Genomic DNA, 16,333 nt, shown 5'->3' on the forward strand with positions numbered 1-16,333 from the left:
CCACCTGCGGACACACCGCCAACGCTGATGTGAACGCGGCGGTGAACATCGCGGCCGGACGGGCCGTGACCGCGCGGGGAGGTGCGGCGCTGGCCGCGCCCGTGAACCGTGAACCCCAACACTGCGCACCTCCCCTGGTAGGTGTGTAGGAGTTGGAATCCCCCGCGTTCACGCGGGGGAGGACGTCAACTCTTAGGCCTCCCGCATTCCGGTGACCCGGCTCGCCGTGCGGTCGAGCCAGGCGTCGTAGTCCTCGCCCTTGCGCCGGAAGGACGAGCCGACCCTGGGGTTGGGCAGGATGAGGAACGACTCCCGCGCCAGCCCCTCGAGGGTGATCTCGGCGACCTCCTCGGGCGTCTGGATCAGCCCGATGTTGCGCCGGATCGCCTCGTCGGCCGCGGCGTCGCTCGCGGTGCCGGCGTTGGCCCCGGTGAGCGCGTCGGTCGCCACCGCCGTCGGGCACAGGCAGGACACGCCGATGCCCTGGTGCCGGTGGTTGATCGCCAGCCATTCGGCGAAGCCGACGCCGGCGTGCTTGGTCACGGTGTAGGACAGCGCCGACGGCCCGGTGATCAGGCCAGCGGCGGACAGCGTCTGCAGGAAGTAGCCGCCGCCCCGCTCGACCATCCGTGGCAGCAGCGCCCGGGCGGCCCACACGTGCGCCATGACGTTGACCCGCCAGGAGGCGTCCCAGGTGGCGGGCGACGTCGTCTCGAGGTTGGCGGTGGCGCCACCGCCGCCGAACACCGCCGCGTTCGAGCAGAACAGGCCGATCGGGCCGACCTCCCGCTCGGTCTCCTCGATGAGCGCGAGGAGCTGGTCCTGGTCACCGACGTCGCAGCGGCGCCCCACGCCGCCGATCGCCGCGGCGACCCGCTCGGCCGGCTCCAGGTCCAGGTCCGCGACGACCACCCGGGCGGCTCCTTCGGCGGCGAACCGCTCGGCCAGCGCCCGGCCGATCCCGCGGCCGCCGCCGGTCACCACCACAACCTTCCCATCCACCTTCATAGACGAATCATCTGTACAGATGGCAGACACTGTCAACCGGTGGCAGAGGCTGCCATCTGGCGTCGGTACCGCCTGTGACCTGGTCAGCGCCGGCCGAAGAGGAGATTCTCGACGAACATCATCAAAATGATCTGTATCTTTCTTGCCCATGGACCTGAGCTATCCCCCGGACGTCGAGGAGTTCCGCGCGGAGGTCCGCGCCGTCCTGGCCGAGGAGCTCCCGGCCGACTTCGCCGGCCTCGGCGCCCTGCAGGACCAGGCCGAGGCCGAGGCGTTCGTCGAGACCTGGCGGGCGACCCTCCACCGGCGCCGGCTGCTCGGCGTCACCTGGCCACAGGAGTACGGCGGGCGCGGGCTGTCCCGGCTGCACCAGGTGGCCCTCGTCGAGGAGCTCGCCCGGGCCGGCGTCCCCTACGGCGCGCCGTACGACACCTACGCGCTGAAGATGCTCGGGTCGACGCTGCTGCGCTTCGGCACCCCGGAGCAGAAGGCGCGCTTCCTGCCGAAGATCCTCTCCGGTGAGGAGCACTGGTGCCAGGGCTACTCCGAGCCCGGCTCCGGTTCCGACCTCGCCTCGCTGCGCACCCACGGCCATCTCGACGGCGACGAGTGGGTCATCAACGGCCAGAAGATCTGGACGTCGCACGCCTTCAGCGCGGACTGGATCTTCGTGCTCACCCGGACCGACCCCGACTCGGTCCGCAACCGGGGCATCAGCTTCCTGCTCGTGCCGATCGACCAGCCCGGCGTCGAGATCCGCCGGATCAGGCAGATGACCGGCGAGAGCGAGTTCTGCGAGGTCTTCTTCACCGACGCCCGCACGGCGAAGGAGAACGTCATCGGCAAGCCCGGTGAGGGCTGGAAGGTCGCGACCGCGCTGCTCGGCCACGAGCGCGGCGAGGAGGCCGCCACCAACCCGATCCTGTTCCGCGCCGAGCTCGACCGGCTCATCGCCCTGGCCCAGGAGTCCGGCCGGGCCGACGACCCGTCGATCCGCCAGCGCCTCGCCGACGCCGTCGTGCGCGTCGAGGTGATGCGCCAGCTCGGCTACCGCATCCTCACCGGCCTGACGAAGGGCTCGGAGCTCGGTGCGGTGGCGTCGGTCTCGAAGCTGTACTGGAGCGAGTACCACCAGGTGGTCACCGAGCTCGCCGAGGACGTCCTGGGTCTGCGCGGCCAGGTGCTGACCGGACGGCTGCCGCTGCGCGCCTACCGGGCGGACGACCCGGGCGTCCCGTCCAGCTCGACAGCGTCCTGGGCCGGCGTGTGGATGGCGTCGCGCTCCGGCACCATCTATGCCGGCACGTCGCAGATCCAGCGGAACATCATCTCCGAGACCATCCTCGGCCTCCCCCGCGAACCTCGCCCCGCCGCCCGTACCTGAGCACCGTCCGACCCGGCCGCCGGCCCCCCGTTCACGGGCCAGGCGGCCGGGGTCACGTCAGGCGTGGCCGGCTCAGGCCAGCAGAGTGCGGACCTCGGCGGCGGCGGTGACGGCGGCCATCGGGTCGTCGGCGACGGCGATGAGGTTGACGTCGGAGGCGCCGGCGGCGGCGTAGGGGGCGAGGAACTCGGCGACGTCCTCGGGGCGCCCGGCCGGGCACCAGCGGGCGAAGCGCTCGAACGGCAGCGCGTACAGGCCCTCCATCTCGGCGGCCAGCGCCGCCTGGGCGCGCTCCCGGTCGGCGCCGAAGCCGCACCACACCTGCAGACCGTGCCGCCAGCGCGGGGCGGCGCGCCCGGCGTCCGCCGCGACGCCCTCGACCCGCTCGACCATCTCCGTGAAGCGGCGGGCGGAGATCCAGACGCCGAGCCAGCCGTCGGCGAGCAGGCCGGCCCGGCGCAGGGCCGCCTCCGAGCGGCCGCCGACGAGCAGCGGCACCGGCCGCGCCGGCGCGGGGCGCACGGCCACACCGTCGAGGGTGAAGAACTCCCCGGCGTGGTCCACCTGCTCGCCGGTCAGCAGCGCGCGCAGCACGGCGAGGGACTCGTCGAGCCGCCGCCCGCGGGTCGCGGGGTCCACACCGACCGCGCGGACCTCGCCGCGGTCCTCGCCGCCGGCGCCGACGCCGAGGACGAGCCCGCCGGCGGCGAGCGCGGCGACGTCGACGAGCTGGCGGGCGACGGCCACCGGATGGCGCAGCGCCAGCTGGTAGACGGCGACCGACACCTCGGCCCGGCGGGCGAGCCCGGCCAGGGCGGCGGCCTGGATCAGCCCGTCGCCGCCCTGACCGCCGTGGAACGTGATGTGGTCACCGACGCACAGGGCGTCCACCCCGGCCGACTCTGCGGCCTCGACCGCCGGCGCCAGCTGCCCGGCGCTGAACAGCGCCCGTGGCACGCGCAGCCCGACGCGCAGGCCGCCGCCGCGCCCCTCGGTCGTCATGGGGCGGATGGGGCCATCGGTCGCCACGGGGCGGATGGGGCCATCGGTCGCCATGGGCGGCTCAGGCCATCGTCAGGCCGCCGCTGACGGACAGCGTCTGCCCGGTGACGTAGCCGGCGCCGTCGGAGGCGAGGTAGACGATCGCCGGGGCGATGTCGTCCGGGGTGCCGATCCGGCGCATCGGGACCGCCTTGGCCATGCTGTCGTAGAGCTTCTGGCTGAGCGCGGCGAGCTGGTCGAGCAGGGCGGTGTCGGTGGGGCCGGGGCAGACGTTGTTGACCGTCAGGCCGTGCCGCGCGACCTCACGGGCGAGCGCCTTGCTGAACGCGATCACGCCGCCCTTGGTGCCGCTGTAGACGACCTCGCCGGACGAGCCGACCCGGCCCGCGTCGGAGGCGATGTTGATGATGCGGCCCCACCTGCGCTCGATCATCGAGTCGAGCACGGCGCGGGTCACCCGGATCGTGCCGAGCAGGTTCACCCCGACGATGCGGGCCCACTCCTCCTCGGTGGAGTCGACGAACGGCTTGATCACGTCGACGCCGGCGTTGTTCACCAGCACCTCGATCGGGCCGAGCGCGGCGGTGACCTCCTCGACCGCCCGGGCGACGCCGGCGGGGTCGGTGATGTCGACGGCCAGGCCGACCGCGCGCACTCCGTGCTGCTCGACCAGCCCGCTCGCGACCTTGGCCGCCGCGTCGCCGTCGATGTCCAGTACCGCCACATCGTGGCCCGCCGCGGCGAGACCCGCCGCGATCGCGTGCCCGATGCCGCGGCCGGAACCCGTCACCGCCGTGACTCGTCCCATCCCTGACTCCCTCCACCTGGCTGGTCACTCGGTCGTCGCCGGTTCCCGCGGTCCTCGCCGGGCTGCCGGGCATGGTCTGGGCGTGGTCTGGTCGTGGAGCGGGTCCGCGGGCGGGGTGCCGGCGCCCCCGGGAACGGGGGCGGACACGGCAGGGCAGGCACCGGGGTGCCCGTCGGGGAGCCTGCGACGAGCGCAGGGCGCGCCACCAGACCGGACCAACGGCACGGTAGCAGGTCAGGACACGCACTTGCCCCGGATTGACTCCGCCACACCGCCGGAAAAAAATTGATTCATTGATATGAATAAGCGAGAGCGTCGGCACTGTGGGCGCCGCGGCCACAGGCAGGGAGGGACGAATGGGCAGCGTTCTCATCCGTGGCGGAACGGTCGTGGACGGCACGGGCGCCGAGGGCAGGCGGGCCGACGTCCGGGCCCGGGACGGGGTCATCGTCGAGGTCGGGCCCGGCCTCGCCCCGGCCGGCGGGGACGAGCGGGTGCTCGATGCCGGCGGCGCCGTCGTCACCCCGGGCTTCATCGACAACCACACCCATGTCGATCCTGCGCTGTGGTGGGACCCGTCGTGTGACCCGCTGCCTCAGCACGGGGTCACGACGGTGCTGATGGGCAACTGCTCGCTGTCTCTCGCCCCGGTCCGGGCGAAAGACCGCGCCGAGGTCACCAGCCTGTTCTGCTACATCGAGGACCTGCCCGAGGCCGCCTTCGACGCGTCGATCCCCTGGTCGTGGGAGTCGTGGCCGGAGTACCGGCGCAGCGCCGCGGGCCGCGGCTACGGCGTGAACACCGCCGGTTTCGTCGGGCACACCCCGCTGCGCCTGTTCGTGATGGGTGCGCAGGCGTGGGAGCGGGCGGCGACGCCGGCGGAGCGGGCGGAGATGGCGCGAGTGCTGGACGCGAGCCTGGCCGCGGGGGCGCTGGGCCTGTCGTCGTCGATGGGCTTCGACGAGGACCGGGACAAGCGGCCGGTGCCGAGCCGGCTCGCCGACGACGCCGAGTACGAGGCGCTGTTCGACGTGCTCGCCGCGCACCGGCGCACGGTGCAGTTCATCCCGGCCCAGACCGGCGGGTGGGCGATGCGCGCGGACGTCGAGCGGATGGGCCGGCTGTGCTCCCCGCGCGACCTCACCCACACCTGGATCGGCATCTTCCACGACTCGGACCACCCGCACTCCGCCACCCGCAACCTCGACTTCGCCCTCGACCTGCAGAAGCAGGGCATCCGCACACTGCCGCAGATCTCCCCGCGCACCCTGGACATCCGGGTGAACTGGCAGGGCGGCATGTCCTGGTACGCGCTCGTCGAGGGCTGGCACCGGGCGGTGCAGGCGTCGCCCGCCGAGAAGCGCGCGTTGCTCGCGGACCCGGCCTGGCGCGACACTGCCCGCGAGGAGTGGGACCGGGTGCCCCGCACCATGATCCCGCACCGGTTCCCTGAGCGGATGCGCTTCGTCGAGGTCGGCCGGCCGGAGCTGGCGCGCTGGGTCGGGGCGACCCTGGCCGACCTGGTCGCCGAGCGTGGCGGGCACCCCTCGGACGTGCTGGCCGACTTTCTGCTCGACAACGACATCGAGGTGGGCCTGGTCGGGATCGGCGTGGCGAACTCCGACCCCGACGGGGTGGCCGAGACCCTGACCCATCCGGCGGCCCTGCTCGGCAACAGCGACGCCGGCGCGCACCTGCAGATGATGTGCGCGACCGGCGACAGCACGCTGCTGCTCACCCGGCACGTCCGCGACCGCGACGACCTGACGCTGCCCGCCGCCGTGCACGCGCTGACCGGCCGGCAGGCCGACGCGTTCGGGCTGACCGGGCGCGGCCGGGTGGCCGCGGGCGCCCACGGCGACCTGACCGTGTTCGCGCTCGACGAGCTGCGGTGGGACTCCGACGTCTTCGTCGACGACCTGCCCGCCGGCGGCGCCCGGCTGCGCCGTCCCGAGGGCGGCTATCGCTACACGGTGGTGGCGGGCGAGGTCGTCCAGGAGGCCGGCACCCTCACCGGGGCGCGCCCCGGCGGCTTCATCGACGGGGGCTGACATCGACGCGGGCTGACATCGACGGGGGCTGACGGCGCGTTCGCGAGCGCGGCGACCCATTCCGTATCAGGATTTAGTTCCCAGGGTCCAGACGACGTCACCGCGCTGGTACCGCGGCGGGCGGGAGGTTGCGCGTGGGGTCGCCAGACGGCATGAGGTCACCCGACGGCGCTGACGGCGACGCAGCCGCCGACGGCGACGGGACGGGTTTCGTCAGCCAGCCCGTGCGGGTACCCAAGACGGCCGACCTGATCGCCGCCCGGCTGCGCCGGCAGATCGTCAAAGGCGAGCTGCGCGAGGGCGAGTCGCTGCCGCCCGAGGGCGTGCTGCTGGCCCGGTTCGGCGTGTCCCGGCCGACGCTGCGCGAGGCGTTCCGGGTCCTGGAGACGGAGTCGCTGATCAGCATCCGCCGCGGTTCCCACGGCGGGGCACGGGTGCACGCCCCCGACGCCGACATCGCGGCCCGCTACACCGGGCTGATCCTGGAGTACCTCGGCACGACGGTCGGCGACGTCCACGCGGCGAGCGCCATGATCGAGCCGTCCTGTGTGGCGATGCTCGCCGCCGCGTGCACCGAGGTGGACCTGGCCGTCCTGCGGCAGTTACACGAGGCCTCGACCGGCGCGCACGACGATCCGCCGGCGCAGCTCGCGGCCCAGGCCCACTTCCACCGCGAACTGGTCGCCCGCACGGGCAACCAGACCATCTCGTTGCTGGCGGGGATGCTGCGGTCCATCATCGACCTGGCGGACGAGTCGTATCTGGCGGGGCGGCCGGAGGACCCGGCGGCGCTGCGGCTGGCGGCGCGGCGCGGCCAGCGGGCGCACGCCCGGCTGCTCCCCCTCCTCGAGGAGCGGGACGCGACCGGCGCGCAGCGGCTGTGGCGCGAGCACCTCGAGGCGCGGGGGCAGCACTTCCGCGGCGGCCCGGGCGCCCTTGACCTGCTCGACCTGCTGGGCTGACAGACAGTATAATCGTTGTGATAATTTATCTGATAGCTGTCCGCGGATGTTCTCGTCGCGCGCGACGGTCCCCACGACACGAGGAGATCTTCGGGTGAACGAGCCTGCGCTGCCTCCCGTCTCGGAACCGAAGGAGTTCGCCGGCCGGGTCGTGCTGGTCACGGCGGCCGCGGGCAAGGGCATCGGGGAGGCGACCGCCGCCCGGTTCGCCGCGGGCGGCGCCACGGTAATCGTCACCGACCGGAACGAGAAGCGAACCCACGCGGTCGCGGCGGAACTCACCGACCTGCACCGGCACGCCACCGTCGTCGGGATCCCGCTGGACGTCGCCAGCCGCGAGTCGATCGACGCGGCCCTCGAGCAGGTGCTCGCCGCGCACGGCACCGTCGACGTGCTGGTCAACAACGCGGCCTTCAACGTGGTCGCGCCGATCTTCGACTACGACCCGGCCGTGTGGGACCAGACCGTCGACGTCAACCTGTCCGGTCCCTGGTACCTGTGCCGGCGGCTGATGCCGACGATGCGCGACCACCGCCGCGGCGTCGTCGTCAACGTCTCCACCTACGCACCCGACGTCGGCGGTGGCGGCATCGAGGCGCCGTACGCGATCACCAAGGGCGGCCTGAACGTGCTGACCCGGGCGATCGCGCACGAGGGCGGCCCGTACGGGATCCGGGCGGTCACCGTGGCGATGGGCGTCGTGCGCGGCACCCGGTTCATCGACCAGCACCCGGAGATCCTCGAGATGCCGGACTCCAAGGGCGTGCTGCCCTGGACGCCGACCGCCGGCGACATCGCCGAGACGATCGCGTTCCTGGCCGGCGACCGCGCCCGCTGCATCACCGGCGAGTCGATCAACGTCGCCAGCGGCACGTACATGCGGCCCTGAGCGAGTGTCCGCGCAGCTCTTACCGGAACACCGGACCACGGGTGAGGAGTCGTCGTGAAGGGTCGAGTCGCGATCGTCACGGGGGGCACGAGAGGGATCGGTGCCGCCATCTCCGAACTCCTGGCCGCGCAGGGCGTCCATGTCGCCGCCGCCTACGCCGGTAATCACGAGGCCGCGGCGGCGCTGCGTGACCGGGTCGTCGAGGCCGGTGGTTCCGTGAGCGTGCACGCCGGGGACGTCGGCGACCGCGGCTTCGCCCGGGCGCTCGTCGACGAGGTGGTCGCCGAGCACGGCCGGCTCGACCATCTGGTCAACAACGCCGGCCTGCTCGTCGAGCGCAAGGCCCGCGAGATGAGCGCCGACGAGTGGGACCTCGCCGTGCGGGTCAACCTGTCCGGCCCGTTCCACCTGGCCCAGGCGGCGATCGCGCCGATGGAGAAGGCGGGCTACGGCCGGATCGTGAACATCGGCTCGATCACCGCGCTGATGGGCAGCCCCGTCCAGGTCGGTTACGGCGCGGCCAAGGCGGGCCTGATCGGGATGACCCGCTCGCTCGCGCTCGCGGTCGCCCGCAAGGGCATCACCGTCAATCTGGTCGTACCCGGCGTCTTCGAGACCGACATGACCGCGTCGATGGACCCGCGGATCCAGGAGGCCATCAAGGCCCGGATCCCGGTCGGCCGCCGCGGCGACCCCGCCGAGCTCGCCCACGCCGTGCGCTTCCTGCTCGACGAGCGGGCCGGCTTCACCACCGGCTCGGTGGTCACCGTCGACGGCGGCCTGAGCATGGGCGGCTAGCACACCACCACCGGCCGCCCTCGACCACCGACCACACATCCCCGCGCCACACCCCGGCGCCCGACCCGGCGCCGACCCGGCGCCGCACTCCCGCGCCGCAGTCGGTGGGGCCGGGACCTGGAGGAGGTTGGCTGATGCCGATCGAGTTGGACGATTTCATCACCGAGGTACGCGGGTTCCTGGACGCGCACGCGACCCGCCGGACCGGCGGCGCCGGGGACGTCCAGTGGGGCGTCGGCGAGGACCGGATCACGTACTTCAGCACCGAGGCACCGGAGGTCGAAGCGAAGGCGGTCGCCGTCGCGAAGGCCTGGCAGCGCACCCGCTACGAGAACGGCTTCGGCTGGCTGACCGGCCCGACCGACTTCGGTGGCCGCGGCCTGACCACGGTGCACGAGCTGGTCTACGACTCCCTCGAAGCCGAGTACGACGTGCCGGACACCGGCGTGCTGGCCGTCGTCGGCCTGGGGATGATCGGGCCGACGATCCTCGCTCACGGCCAGGAGAAGATCAAGCAGCGATACCTGCCGGCGATGTACGGCGGCGACGTCATCGCCTGCCAGCTGTTCTCCGAGCCCGCCGCCGGCTCCGACCTCGCCAGCGTCGAGACCAAGGCCGTGCGCGAGGGCGACGAGTGGGTGCTGAACGGGCAGAAGGTGTGGACGTCCGTCGCGCACCACGCCCAGCTCGGCCTCGCGCTGTGCCGCACCGACCCGGACCGACCCAAGCACAGGGGCATCACCGCGTTCCTGGTCGACCTGTCGCTGCCCGGCGTCGACATCCGCCCGCTGCGCCAGATGAGCGGCGGCGCGGACTTCAACGAGGTGTTCCTCACCGACGTCCACGTCCCCGACGACCACCGCCTCGGCGAGGTCAACGACGGCTGGCGGGTCGCGCTGACCACCCTGATGAACGAACGGGCCACCGTCGGCGGCGAGACCGGGGGCCCCGCCGGCCGCGCGGTGTCGCTGCCGTTCCTGCGCGAGCTGCTGCGCGCCAACGGCCGCCTCGACGACCCGGCCACCCGTCGCGAGCTCGCCTCCCTCTACGCAGGCCAGGCCGCAGCCGAATACATGAACCGCCAGGCGCTGCGCAAGCTGCGCGCCGGCGTGCAGCCCGGCCCGGAGGCGTCGGTCTCCAAGCTCCTCTACGCGCAGAACCTGACCCGCGCGGCGCACTTCGCCGCTGACGTCGTCGGGCCGAAGCTGATCGCGGACACCGGGGAGTGGGGAACCTTCTCCTGGACCGAGCTGCTGCTGTCCACCCCCGCCCTGCGGATTCTCGGCGGAACCGAGGAGATCATGAAGAACATCCTGGCCGAGCGGGTCCTCGGCCTGCCCAAGGAGCCCGGCATCGACACCAAGAGCCCGTTCCGCGAGCTGCGCCGTTCCGCCCGGAGCTCGGCATGAGCGCCGGCGACGAGACCACGGTCGCCGACGCCGACTCCGAGGAGCTCCTCGCGCTGCGCGAGGCGGTCCGCGACTTCCTCGCCGCCCGCTCCGACGAGGCCGCGGTGCGCGAGGTGATGATCGGCGAGCGCGGCTACGACGAGAAGGTCTGGAGCCAGATGGCCGAGCAGCTCGGCCTGCAGTCGCTGGTCCTGCCCGAGGCACACGGCGGCGACGACGCCGGCTTCGTCGCGTTGTCCGTCGTGCTGGAGGAGATGGGCCGGGCCCTGCTGCCCGCGCCGTTCTTCTCCTCCGTCGTGCTCGCCGCCACCGCGCTGGTCGCCGCCGGCGACGACGAGGCCGCCGGCCGGCTGCTGCCCGGCATCGCCGCCGGCACCGCCCTCGCCACCCTCGCCGCGCCCGGCCCGGACGGCGCCTGGCACACCGGCGAGGGCGCGCTCGCCGTGGCCGCGTCGCCCGCCGACGGCGGCGGGCTCGTCCTCGACGGCACGGCCGGGATCGTCCTCGACGGCGCCACCGCCGACGAGATCCTGCTCGTCGTCGCCGCCCCGGAGGGGCCCACCCTGGTCAGCGTGCCCGGGGACGCGTCCGGTCTGACCCGCACGGCGCTGCGCACCCTGGACCCGACCCGGCGGTTCGCGAGCCTCACCCTCGCCCAGACGCCCGCCACCGTCATCGGCCAGCCCGGCGCCGCGGGCCCCGTGCTGGCCCAGGTCCTCGACGTCGCCACCGCGGCGCTGGCCGCCGAGCAGGTCGGCGGCGCCCGGGCCTGCCTGGAGACGGCGACCGCCTACGCCAAGGACCGCGTCCAGTTCGGCCGGCAGATCGGCAGCTTCCAGGCCGTCAAGCACAAGCTCGCCGACATGCTCGCCCGGGTCCAGCTCGCCGACGCGGCCGCCCGCGAGGCCGCGGCCGTCCTCGACGGGGCCGACCCCGAGGGCGACCCCGGTGTGGCGTCCGCCGTCGCGCACATCGTCGCCTCCGAGGCCTACATGAGCGTCGCGGCGGAGAACATCCAGGTCCACGGCGGCATCGGCTTCACCTGGGAGCACCCCGCCCACCTGTACTTCCGCCGGGCGAAGTCCTCCCAGCTCCTGTTCGGCGGACCGAACGCCTACCACGAGCGGCTGCTCGCCCGCGTGGGCATCTGAGCGCCCGCCCCTCGCTCTCCGCACCTTCGCACCTCCGCACCTCCGCACCTCCGCGTTCCACAGCCGGGTTCCCGGGCGCTTCGCCGTCCGGGAACCCGGCTGGCTGCGTTTCTGGGCACAGATGAGTCACCATTCGTGCCCGCACAAACCACGCAACGCGATTCCGAGGACAAGAGTGCACTGAATTATTTAAATGATTTCTTTACTTACGCCTGTGAGCCCCGTTACAGTCCTGCGAACGAGTGAGGGTCAGCAGGTCCTTCGCGCGTTGGCGCGACCGGCGCCGGAAACCAGACAGAGAGGTATGGGGGCCAACAAGTGTTCAAGACGCGGACGATGCGCGGCACCGCCATGGTGGCTGCGGCGGCGGCCTTAGCCGTCGCCGTCGCGGCCTGTGGCTCCGACGGCAAGGGCAACGACGACGCCACCGGGAAGGCGACACAGGCCAAGGCGGCGCTGACGAAGTCCGAGATCAGACTGGGGCTGCTCGCCGCCACCACCGGCGCCACCAGCTCCGCCGACGTGCCAGCCGTGGGCGTCGCCAACGCCTGGGCGGACTGGGTCAACGTCAACGGCGGCATCAACGGCCACCCGGTGACGATCGTCGTGAAGGACACCAAGGGCGACATCGCCACCGGGACGGCGGCGGCGAAGGCGTTCCTGGACGACCCGAGCATCCTGTCGATCACCTCGGCGTCGTCGAACACCGAGCCCGCCATCGCCACGACGCTCAAGGGCAAGGACATCGCCGTCGTCGGAGCGTACGGCTACCAGCCGACCATCTGGGGCGCGCAGGAGAACGTCTTCCCGCTGACCGCCCCGGCCGTCCCGAACATTTTGGCGCAGTTCGCCTCCGCCAAGGCGAACGGGGCGAAGAACTGGGCCGTGGCCTCCTGCGTGGAGACCGCCGCCTGCAAGCAGGCCTCGGTCTTCTACGGCCCCGCGAGCAAGCTGTTCGACGTCAAGGTCGTCGGCTCCTACGACGTGGCCGTCTCGGCGCCGAGCTACACGGCCGAGTGCCTGAAGATGATCAACACAAAGACGGACTTCCTGCAGCTCTCGTTCCCGCCGGCGGCGGCCGCCCGGCTGATCGACGACTGCGACTCGCAGGGATACAAGGGCCTGTACGGCGCCTCCGGCGGCGCGGTCACCAAGGCACTGCTCGACGTCGACGGCGTGCGGCTGTCCGGCGGCGTCCAGGGCTTCCCCTGGTGGTCCACGGCGAAGCCGGTGACCGACTACCGCCAGGCGGTCGAGACCTACAGCAAGGGCGCCGACCCCCAGACCGCGGCCTCGACGAGCACCTGGGCCGCCCTGCAGACGATCCGCGCCGCCCTCGCCCACGTCGGCGACAAGCCGGCCCGCGCGGACGTGTTCACCGGCCTGTACGGCCTGAAGAACTTCGATCTCGGTGGCCTGCTGGCCCAGCCGGTGACGTTCACCAAGGGCAAGATCCCGGCCGGGATCGACTGCCTGTGGCTGTACAAGTACGAGAACGGGAAGTTCACCACGACGCCGCTGGCCGGTACCAAGTCCGGCAACAGCGTCACCAGCGGTGACCTCCAGTCGACCTGCCTGAAGCTCCAGGCCTAGGACCGTCGGCGCCCCACCGGGCCAGCGTCGACCCGGTGGGGCGCCGGCCCTCGCCGTCCCTGGGACCGCCCAGCACACGCACCGTCGACAGATGAGGCACCCCGCATGAACGACCTTCTGCCGTTCGTCGTCAGCGGAATCGCGATCGGAGCCGTGTACGGCCTTACCGGCACCGGTCTCGTTCTGACCTACAAGACCTCCGGCATCTTCAACTTCGGTCACGGCGCCCTGGCGACCGCCGCCGCCTACCTGTTCTACTGGCTGCACGTCGACCAGAAGGTCGGCTGGGAGATCTCGGCGGTCATCGCCGTTCTCGTGGCCGGACCTCTGATGGGCCTGGGCATGGAACTCGTGTCCCGCCGGCTCGCGCCCCAGCGCAACGCCATGAAGATCGTCGGAACGATCGGGCTCATCCTGCTCGTGCAGGGCCTGGGCACGATCAAGTACGGCCCCGACTCGATCAACGTCCCGAACTTCCTGCCCGGCGGCAGCCACGGGTTCGAGCTCGGCGGCACCCACGTGCGGTACAAGTACGTCTTCGTCGCCGCGATCGCGGTCGTCCTGGTGGCGGCACTGTACGCGCTGTTCCGGTTCACCCGCATCGGTCTCGCGATGCGCGCCGTCGTCGACGACCCGGCGCTGCTCGACCTGCTCGGCACGAACCCGGCCCGGGTCCGACGCGCGGCCTGGATCACCGGCTCCACCCTCGCCGCCCTGTCCGGGGTGCTCGTCCTCCCACTCGTCGGGCTCGAACCGATCTTCCTGACCTTCCTCGTCGTCGAGGCCCTCGGCGCGGCGGCGTTCGGCGGCTTCTCGAACATCCCGCTGACCTTCCTCGGTGGCATCGTCATCGGCGTCGGCTCCGACATCACCAAGAACTACGTCGTGGACGTCACCTGGCTGGGAGGGCTGCCGCCGAGCCTGCCGTTCGTCGCGCTGTTCGTGATCCTGCTGGTGCTTCCCCGCCGTCGACTGCTGCCGCCGACGCGCCACGAGGTCAGACCGCGGCTGCAGTGGCACGCCCCCGCACGGGTACGCGCCGGCACCGGCGCGCTGGTCCTGGTGCCGCTGCTGCTGGTGCCGACCTTCGCCGGCAGCGACCTCACCTTCTACACCGTCGGCCTGACCCAGGTCGTCATGCTGCTCTCGCTCGGCCTGCTGGTCCGCACCTCCGGCCAGGTCTCCCTGTGCCATTCGGCGTTCGCGGCCATCGGCGCCGTCGTGTTCTCCCAGTTCGCGGTCGACCACCATCTGCCCTGGCTGCTCGCCGCCCTGCTCGCCGCCCTGGTGGTGGTGCCGGTCGGGGCGTTGCTCGCGCTGCCGGCGATCCGCCTGTCCGGACTGTTCCTGGCGCTCGCGACGCTGGCGTTCGGCATCATGATCGAGCGGCTCTTCTACGCGCAGGGCTTCATGTTCACGCCGACCGGCAGCGGGCGAACCATGCCCCGGCCGTCCTTCGCGAGCGGGGACAACGCCTACTACTACCTCGTGCTGGGGTTCGTCGTCGTCGTCTCGCTGCTCATGGTCGCCGTGCACCAGGCACGACTCGGCCGGGTGCTGCGCGGCATGTCCGAGTCGCCGGTCGCCGTGTCCACCCTCGGGCAGAGCACCAAGGTCACGAGGATGATCGTCTTCTGTATCTCCGCCTTCGTCGCGGGGCTGTCCGGCATCCTCTACGGCACCACCGTGGGCTCGGCCTCCACGACCGACGTGCACTTCTCGTCGTTCAACTCGGTCGTGCTGCTCGCCATCCTCGCGCTCGCGCCGTTCGGCGAGCCGTGGTACGCGCTGTTCGCGGGCCTGGTGGCGATCATCCCCGCGTACATCCCCGGTTCGAACACCCCCTACGTCCTCAACGCGATCTTCGGCATCTCCGCGGTGGCCGTCGCCATGCAGGGTGGCACCCCCGGCATGCCGCCGCGGCTGCGCGCCGCGCTGGAGCGGCTGGGCCAGCCACGCGGCCGTCTCGTCCCCGCCGCCGCGGGCGCGGGCAGCGCCGTGACCGTCCCCGTGGCGCCGGTGCCCGCCACCGAACCGCGGGCCGAGAGCAGGGCGACCGACGCCGGGGCCGCCGAGACCGCTGGTTCCGACATCACGGCGTCCGAGCCCGAGGCCGAGGCGTCCGAGCCCGAGGCCACCGCGTCCGAGCCCGAGGCCGAGGCCACCGAGACGGCCACCGGAGCGGGCCGCTCCGCCGGGGACCGCGGGCTGCGGGTGGAGGATCTCACGGTCCGTTTCGGCGGGCTGGTCGCCGTTCGCGACCTGACCCTGCTGGCGCCACCCGGTCAGATCACCGGTCTCATCGGACCGAACGGCGCCGGCAAGACGACGACGTTCAACGCCTGCACCGGGCTCAACCGCCCGACCTCCGGCCGGGTCCTGTTCGGCGAGCGGGACATCTCCCACGCCAGTCAGGCCACCCGCGGCCGGGCCGGAATCGGCCGCACCTTCCAGATCATGGAGCTGGCCGAGTCGCTCACCGTCGCCGAGAACGTCGCGCTCGGCCGGGAGTGCGGCCTGGCGGGCGCGGGCGTGCTGAGCCAGCTCCTCGCCCGCCCCACCGAGGCGCGCGACACCGCGACGGCGACCGCGGCGGCGCTGGAGCTGTGCGGCATCACCGACATCGCCGACCGCCAGGTCGGTGGCCTGTCGACCGGTCAGCGCCGTCTGGTCGAGCTGGCGCGCTGTCTGGCCGGCCCGTTCACCATGCTGCTGCTGGACGAGCCGTCCTCCGGGCTCGACCGGACCGAGACCGAGGCCTTCGCCGAGGTGCTCGAGCGGGTCGTGGCGGACCGGGGTATCGGCATCCTGCTCGTCGAACACGACATGGCGCTGGTCATGCGGATCTGCCGGTACATCTACGTGCTGGACTTCGGGGAGCTGTTGTTCGAGGGCGACCCGGGCGCCGTCCGCGCGAGCGAGCGGGTCCGCACCGCCTACCTCGGCGCGGGCGCCGAGCAGTCGGCCCCGGCGGGGAGCTCCGACACCGGACCCGACGGCTCCAGGCCCGACGGCGACCCACCGCTCGTCGCGGCCGCAGCGGAACCAGAACCAGCCGTCGCGCAGGCGACGTCGGCACGGGAGACACCTTGACGTCCTCCGCCGCGTGAACGCGGGGGATTCCAACTCCTACACACCTACCAGGGGAGGTGCGCAGTGTTGAGGTTCACGGTTCACGGGCGCGGCCAGCGCCGCACCTCCCCGCGCGGTCACGGCCCGTCCGGCCGCGATGTTCACCGCCGCGTTCACATCAGCGTTGGCGGTGTGCCCGCAGGTGA

At 72.5% G+C, this 16,333-nt stretch carries 12 protein-coding genes and 2 pseudogenes; 10 read left to right on the forward strand and 4 right to left on the reverse strand.

Annotated elements, in window-relative coordinates; genetic code table 11:
• Window positions 1–149: pseudogene (locus AC6EXY_RS31920) on the forward strand (RNA-guided endonuclease TnpB family protein); the annotation flags it as partial.
• 43 nt (window positions 150–192) lie between these two features.
• Here the strand turns inward: AC6EXY_RS31920 and AC6EXY_RS31925 are convergent.
• Window positions 193–1,008 carry an SDR family oxidoreductase gene (locus AC6EXY_RS31925; protein ID WP_499818838.1) on the reverse strand — a complete coding sequence of 272 codons (816 nt, stop codon included), beginning with the start codon at window positions 1,006–1,008 and terminating at the stop codon, window positions 193–195.
• A 148-nt stretch (window positions 1,009–1,156) separates the two neighbouring features.
• On the opposite strand from AC6EXY_RS31925, the gene AC6EXY_RS31930 reads away from it, so the two are divergent.
• Window positions 1,157–2,392, forward strand: coding sequence for an acyl-CoA dehydrogenase family protein (locus AC6EXY_RS31930; protein WP_499818842.1), 1,236 nt, complete (start codon window positions 1,157–1,159; stop codon window positions 2,390–2,392).
• A 72-nt stretch (window positions 2,393–2,464) separates the two neighbouring features.
• Here the strand turns inward: AC6EXY_RS31930 and AC6EXY_RS31935 are convergent, their stop codons facing one another.
• Both AC6EXY_RS31935 and AC6EXY_RS31940 read right to left on the reverse strand, forming a co-directional pair.
• Window positions 2,465–3,394 (reverse strand): LLM class flavin-dependent oxidoreductase, encoded by a 930-nt coding sequence (locus tag AC6EXY_RS31935; RefSeq protein WP_165818271.1) that lies wholly within the window; start codon window positions 3,392–3,394, stop codon window positions 2,465–2,467.
• A gap of 61 nt (window positions 3,395–3,455) precedes the next feature.
• Complete coding sequence (locus AC6EXY_RS31940; RefSeq protein ID WP_101830775.1) at window positions 3,456–4,202, reverse strand: SDR family NAD(P)-dependent oxidoreductase; 747 nt, start codon at window positions 4,200–4,202, stop codon at window positions 3,456–3,458.
• A 356-nt stretch (window positions 4,203–4,558) separates the two neighbouring features.
• On the opposite strand from AC6EXY_RS31940, the gene AC6EXY_RS31945 reads away from it, so the two are divergent.
• The 8 genes from AC6EXY_RS31945 to AC6EXY_RS31980 all read left to right on the forward strand — a co-directional run bounded on the left by AC6EXY_RS31945 (window position 4,559) and on the right by AC6EXY_RS31980 (window position 16,148).
• Window positions 4,559–6,253 (forward strand): N-acyl-D-amino-acid deacylase family protein, encoded by a 1,695-nt coding sequence (locus AC6EXY_RS31945; protein ID WP_499818839.1) that lies wholly within the window; start codon window positions 4,559–4,561, stop codon window positions 6,251–6,253.
• A gap of 152 nt (window positions 6,254–6,405) precedes the next feature.
• On the forward strand, window positions 6,406–7,215 hold the full coding sequence (locus AC6EXY_RS31950) for a GntR family transcriptional regulator (RefSeq protein WP_101830773.1): 810 nt from the start codon (window positions 6,406–6,408) through the stop codon (window positions 7,213–7,215).
• Window positions 7,216–7,309: 94 nt separating this feature from the next.
• Window positions 7,310–8,104 carry an SDR family NAD(P)-dependent oxidoreductase gene (locus tag AC6EXY_RS31955; RefSeq protein ID WP_101830772.1) on the forward strand — a complete coding sequence of 265 codons (795 nt, stop codon included), beginning with the start codon at window positions 7,310–7,312 and terminating at the stop codon, window positions 8,102–8,104.
• A gap of 54 nt (window positions 8,105–8,158) precedes the next feature.
• Entirely contained in the window at window positions 8,159–8,902 is a 744-nt protein-coding gene (locus tag AC6EXY_RS31960) for an SDR family NAD(P)-dependent oxidoreductase (RefSeq protein WP_101830771.1), read from the forward strand.
• Between the two features lie 134 nt (window positions 8,903–9,036).
• Window positions 9,037–10,311, forward strand: coding sequence for an acyl-CoA dehydrogenase family protein (locus AC6EXY_RS31965; RefSeq protein ID WP_101830770.1), 1,275 nt, complete (start codon window positions 9,037–9,039; stop codon window positions 10,309–10,311).
• The gene (locus AC6EXY_RS31970) at window positions 10,308–11,462 is read left to right on the forward strand and encodes an acyl-CoA dehydrogenase family protein (protein WP_499818840.1); all 1,155 of its coding nucleotides are present in this window, start codon (window positions 10,308–10,310) and stop codon (window positions 11,460–11,462) included. Before AC6EXY_RS31965 ends, AC6EXY_RS31970 begins: the two co-directional genes overlap by 4 nt.
• Before the next feature lie 336 nt (window positions 11,463–11,798).
• Complete coding sequence (locus tag AC6EXY_RS31975) at window positions 11,799–13,055, forward strand: ABC transporter substrate-binding protein (RefSeq protein ID WP_133150594.1); 1,257 nt, start codon at window positions 11,799–11,801, stop codon at window positions 13,053–13,055.
• A 105-nt stretch (window positions 13,056–13,160) separates the two neighbouring features.
• Window positions 13,161–16,148 (forward strand): ABC transporter permease subunit, encoded by a 2,988-nt coding sequence (locus AC6EXY_RS31980; RefSeq protein ID WP_499818841.1) that lies wholly within the window; start codon window positions 13,161–13,163, stop codon window positions 16,146–16,148.
• Between the two features lie 36 nt (window positions 16,149–16,184).
• Here the strand turns inward: AC6EXY_RS31980 and AC6EXY_RS31985 are convergent.
• Window positions 16,185–16,333: pseudogene (locus AC6EXY_RS31985) on the reverse strand (RNA-guided endonuclease TnpB family protein); the annotation flags it as partial.

The organism is Frankia sp. RB5 (assembly GCF_059816245.1).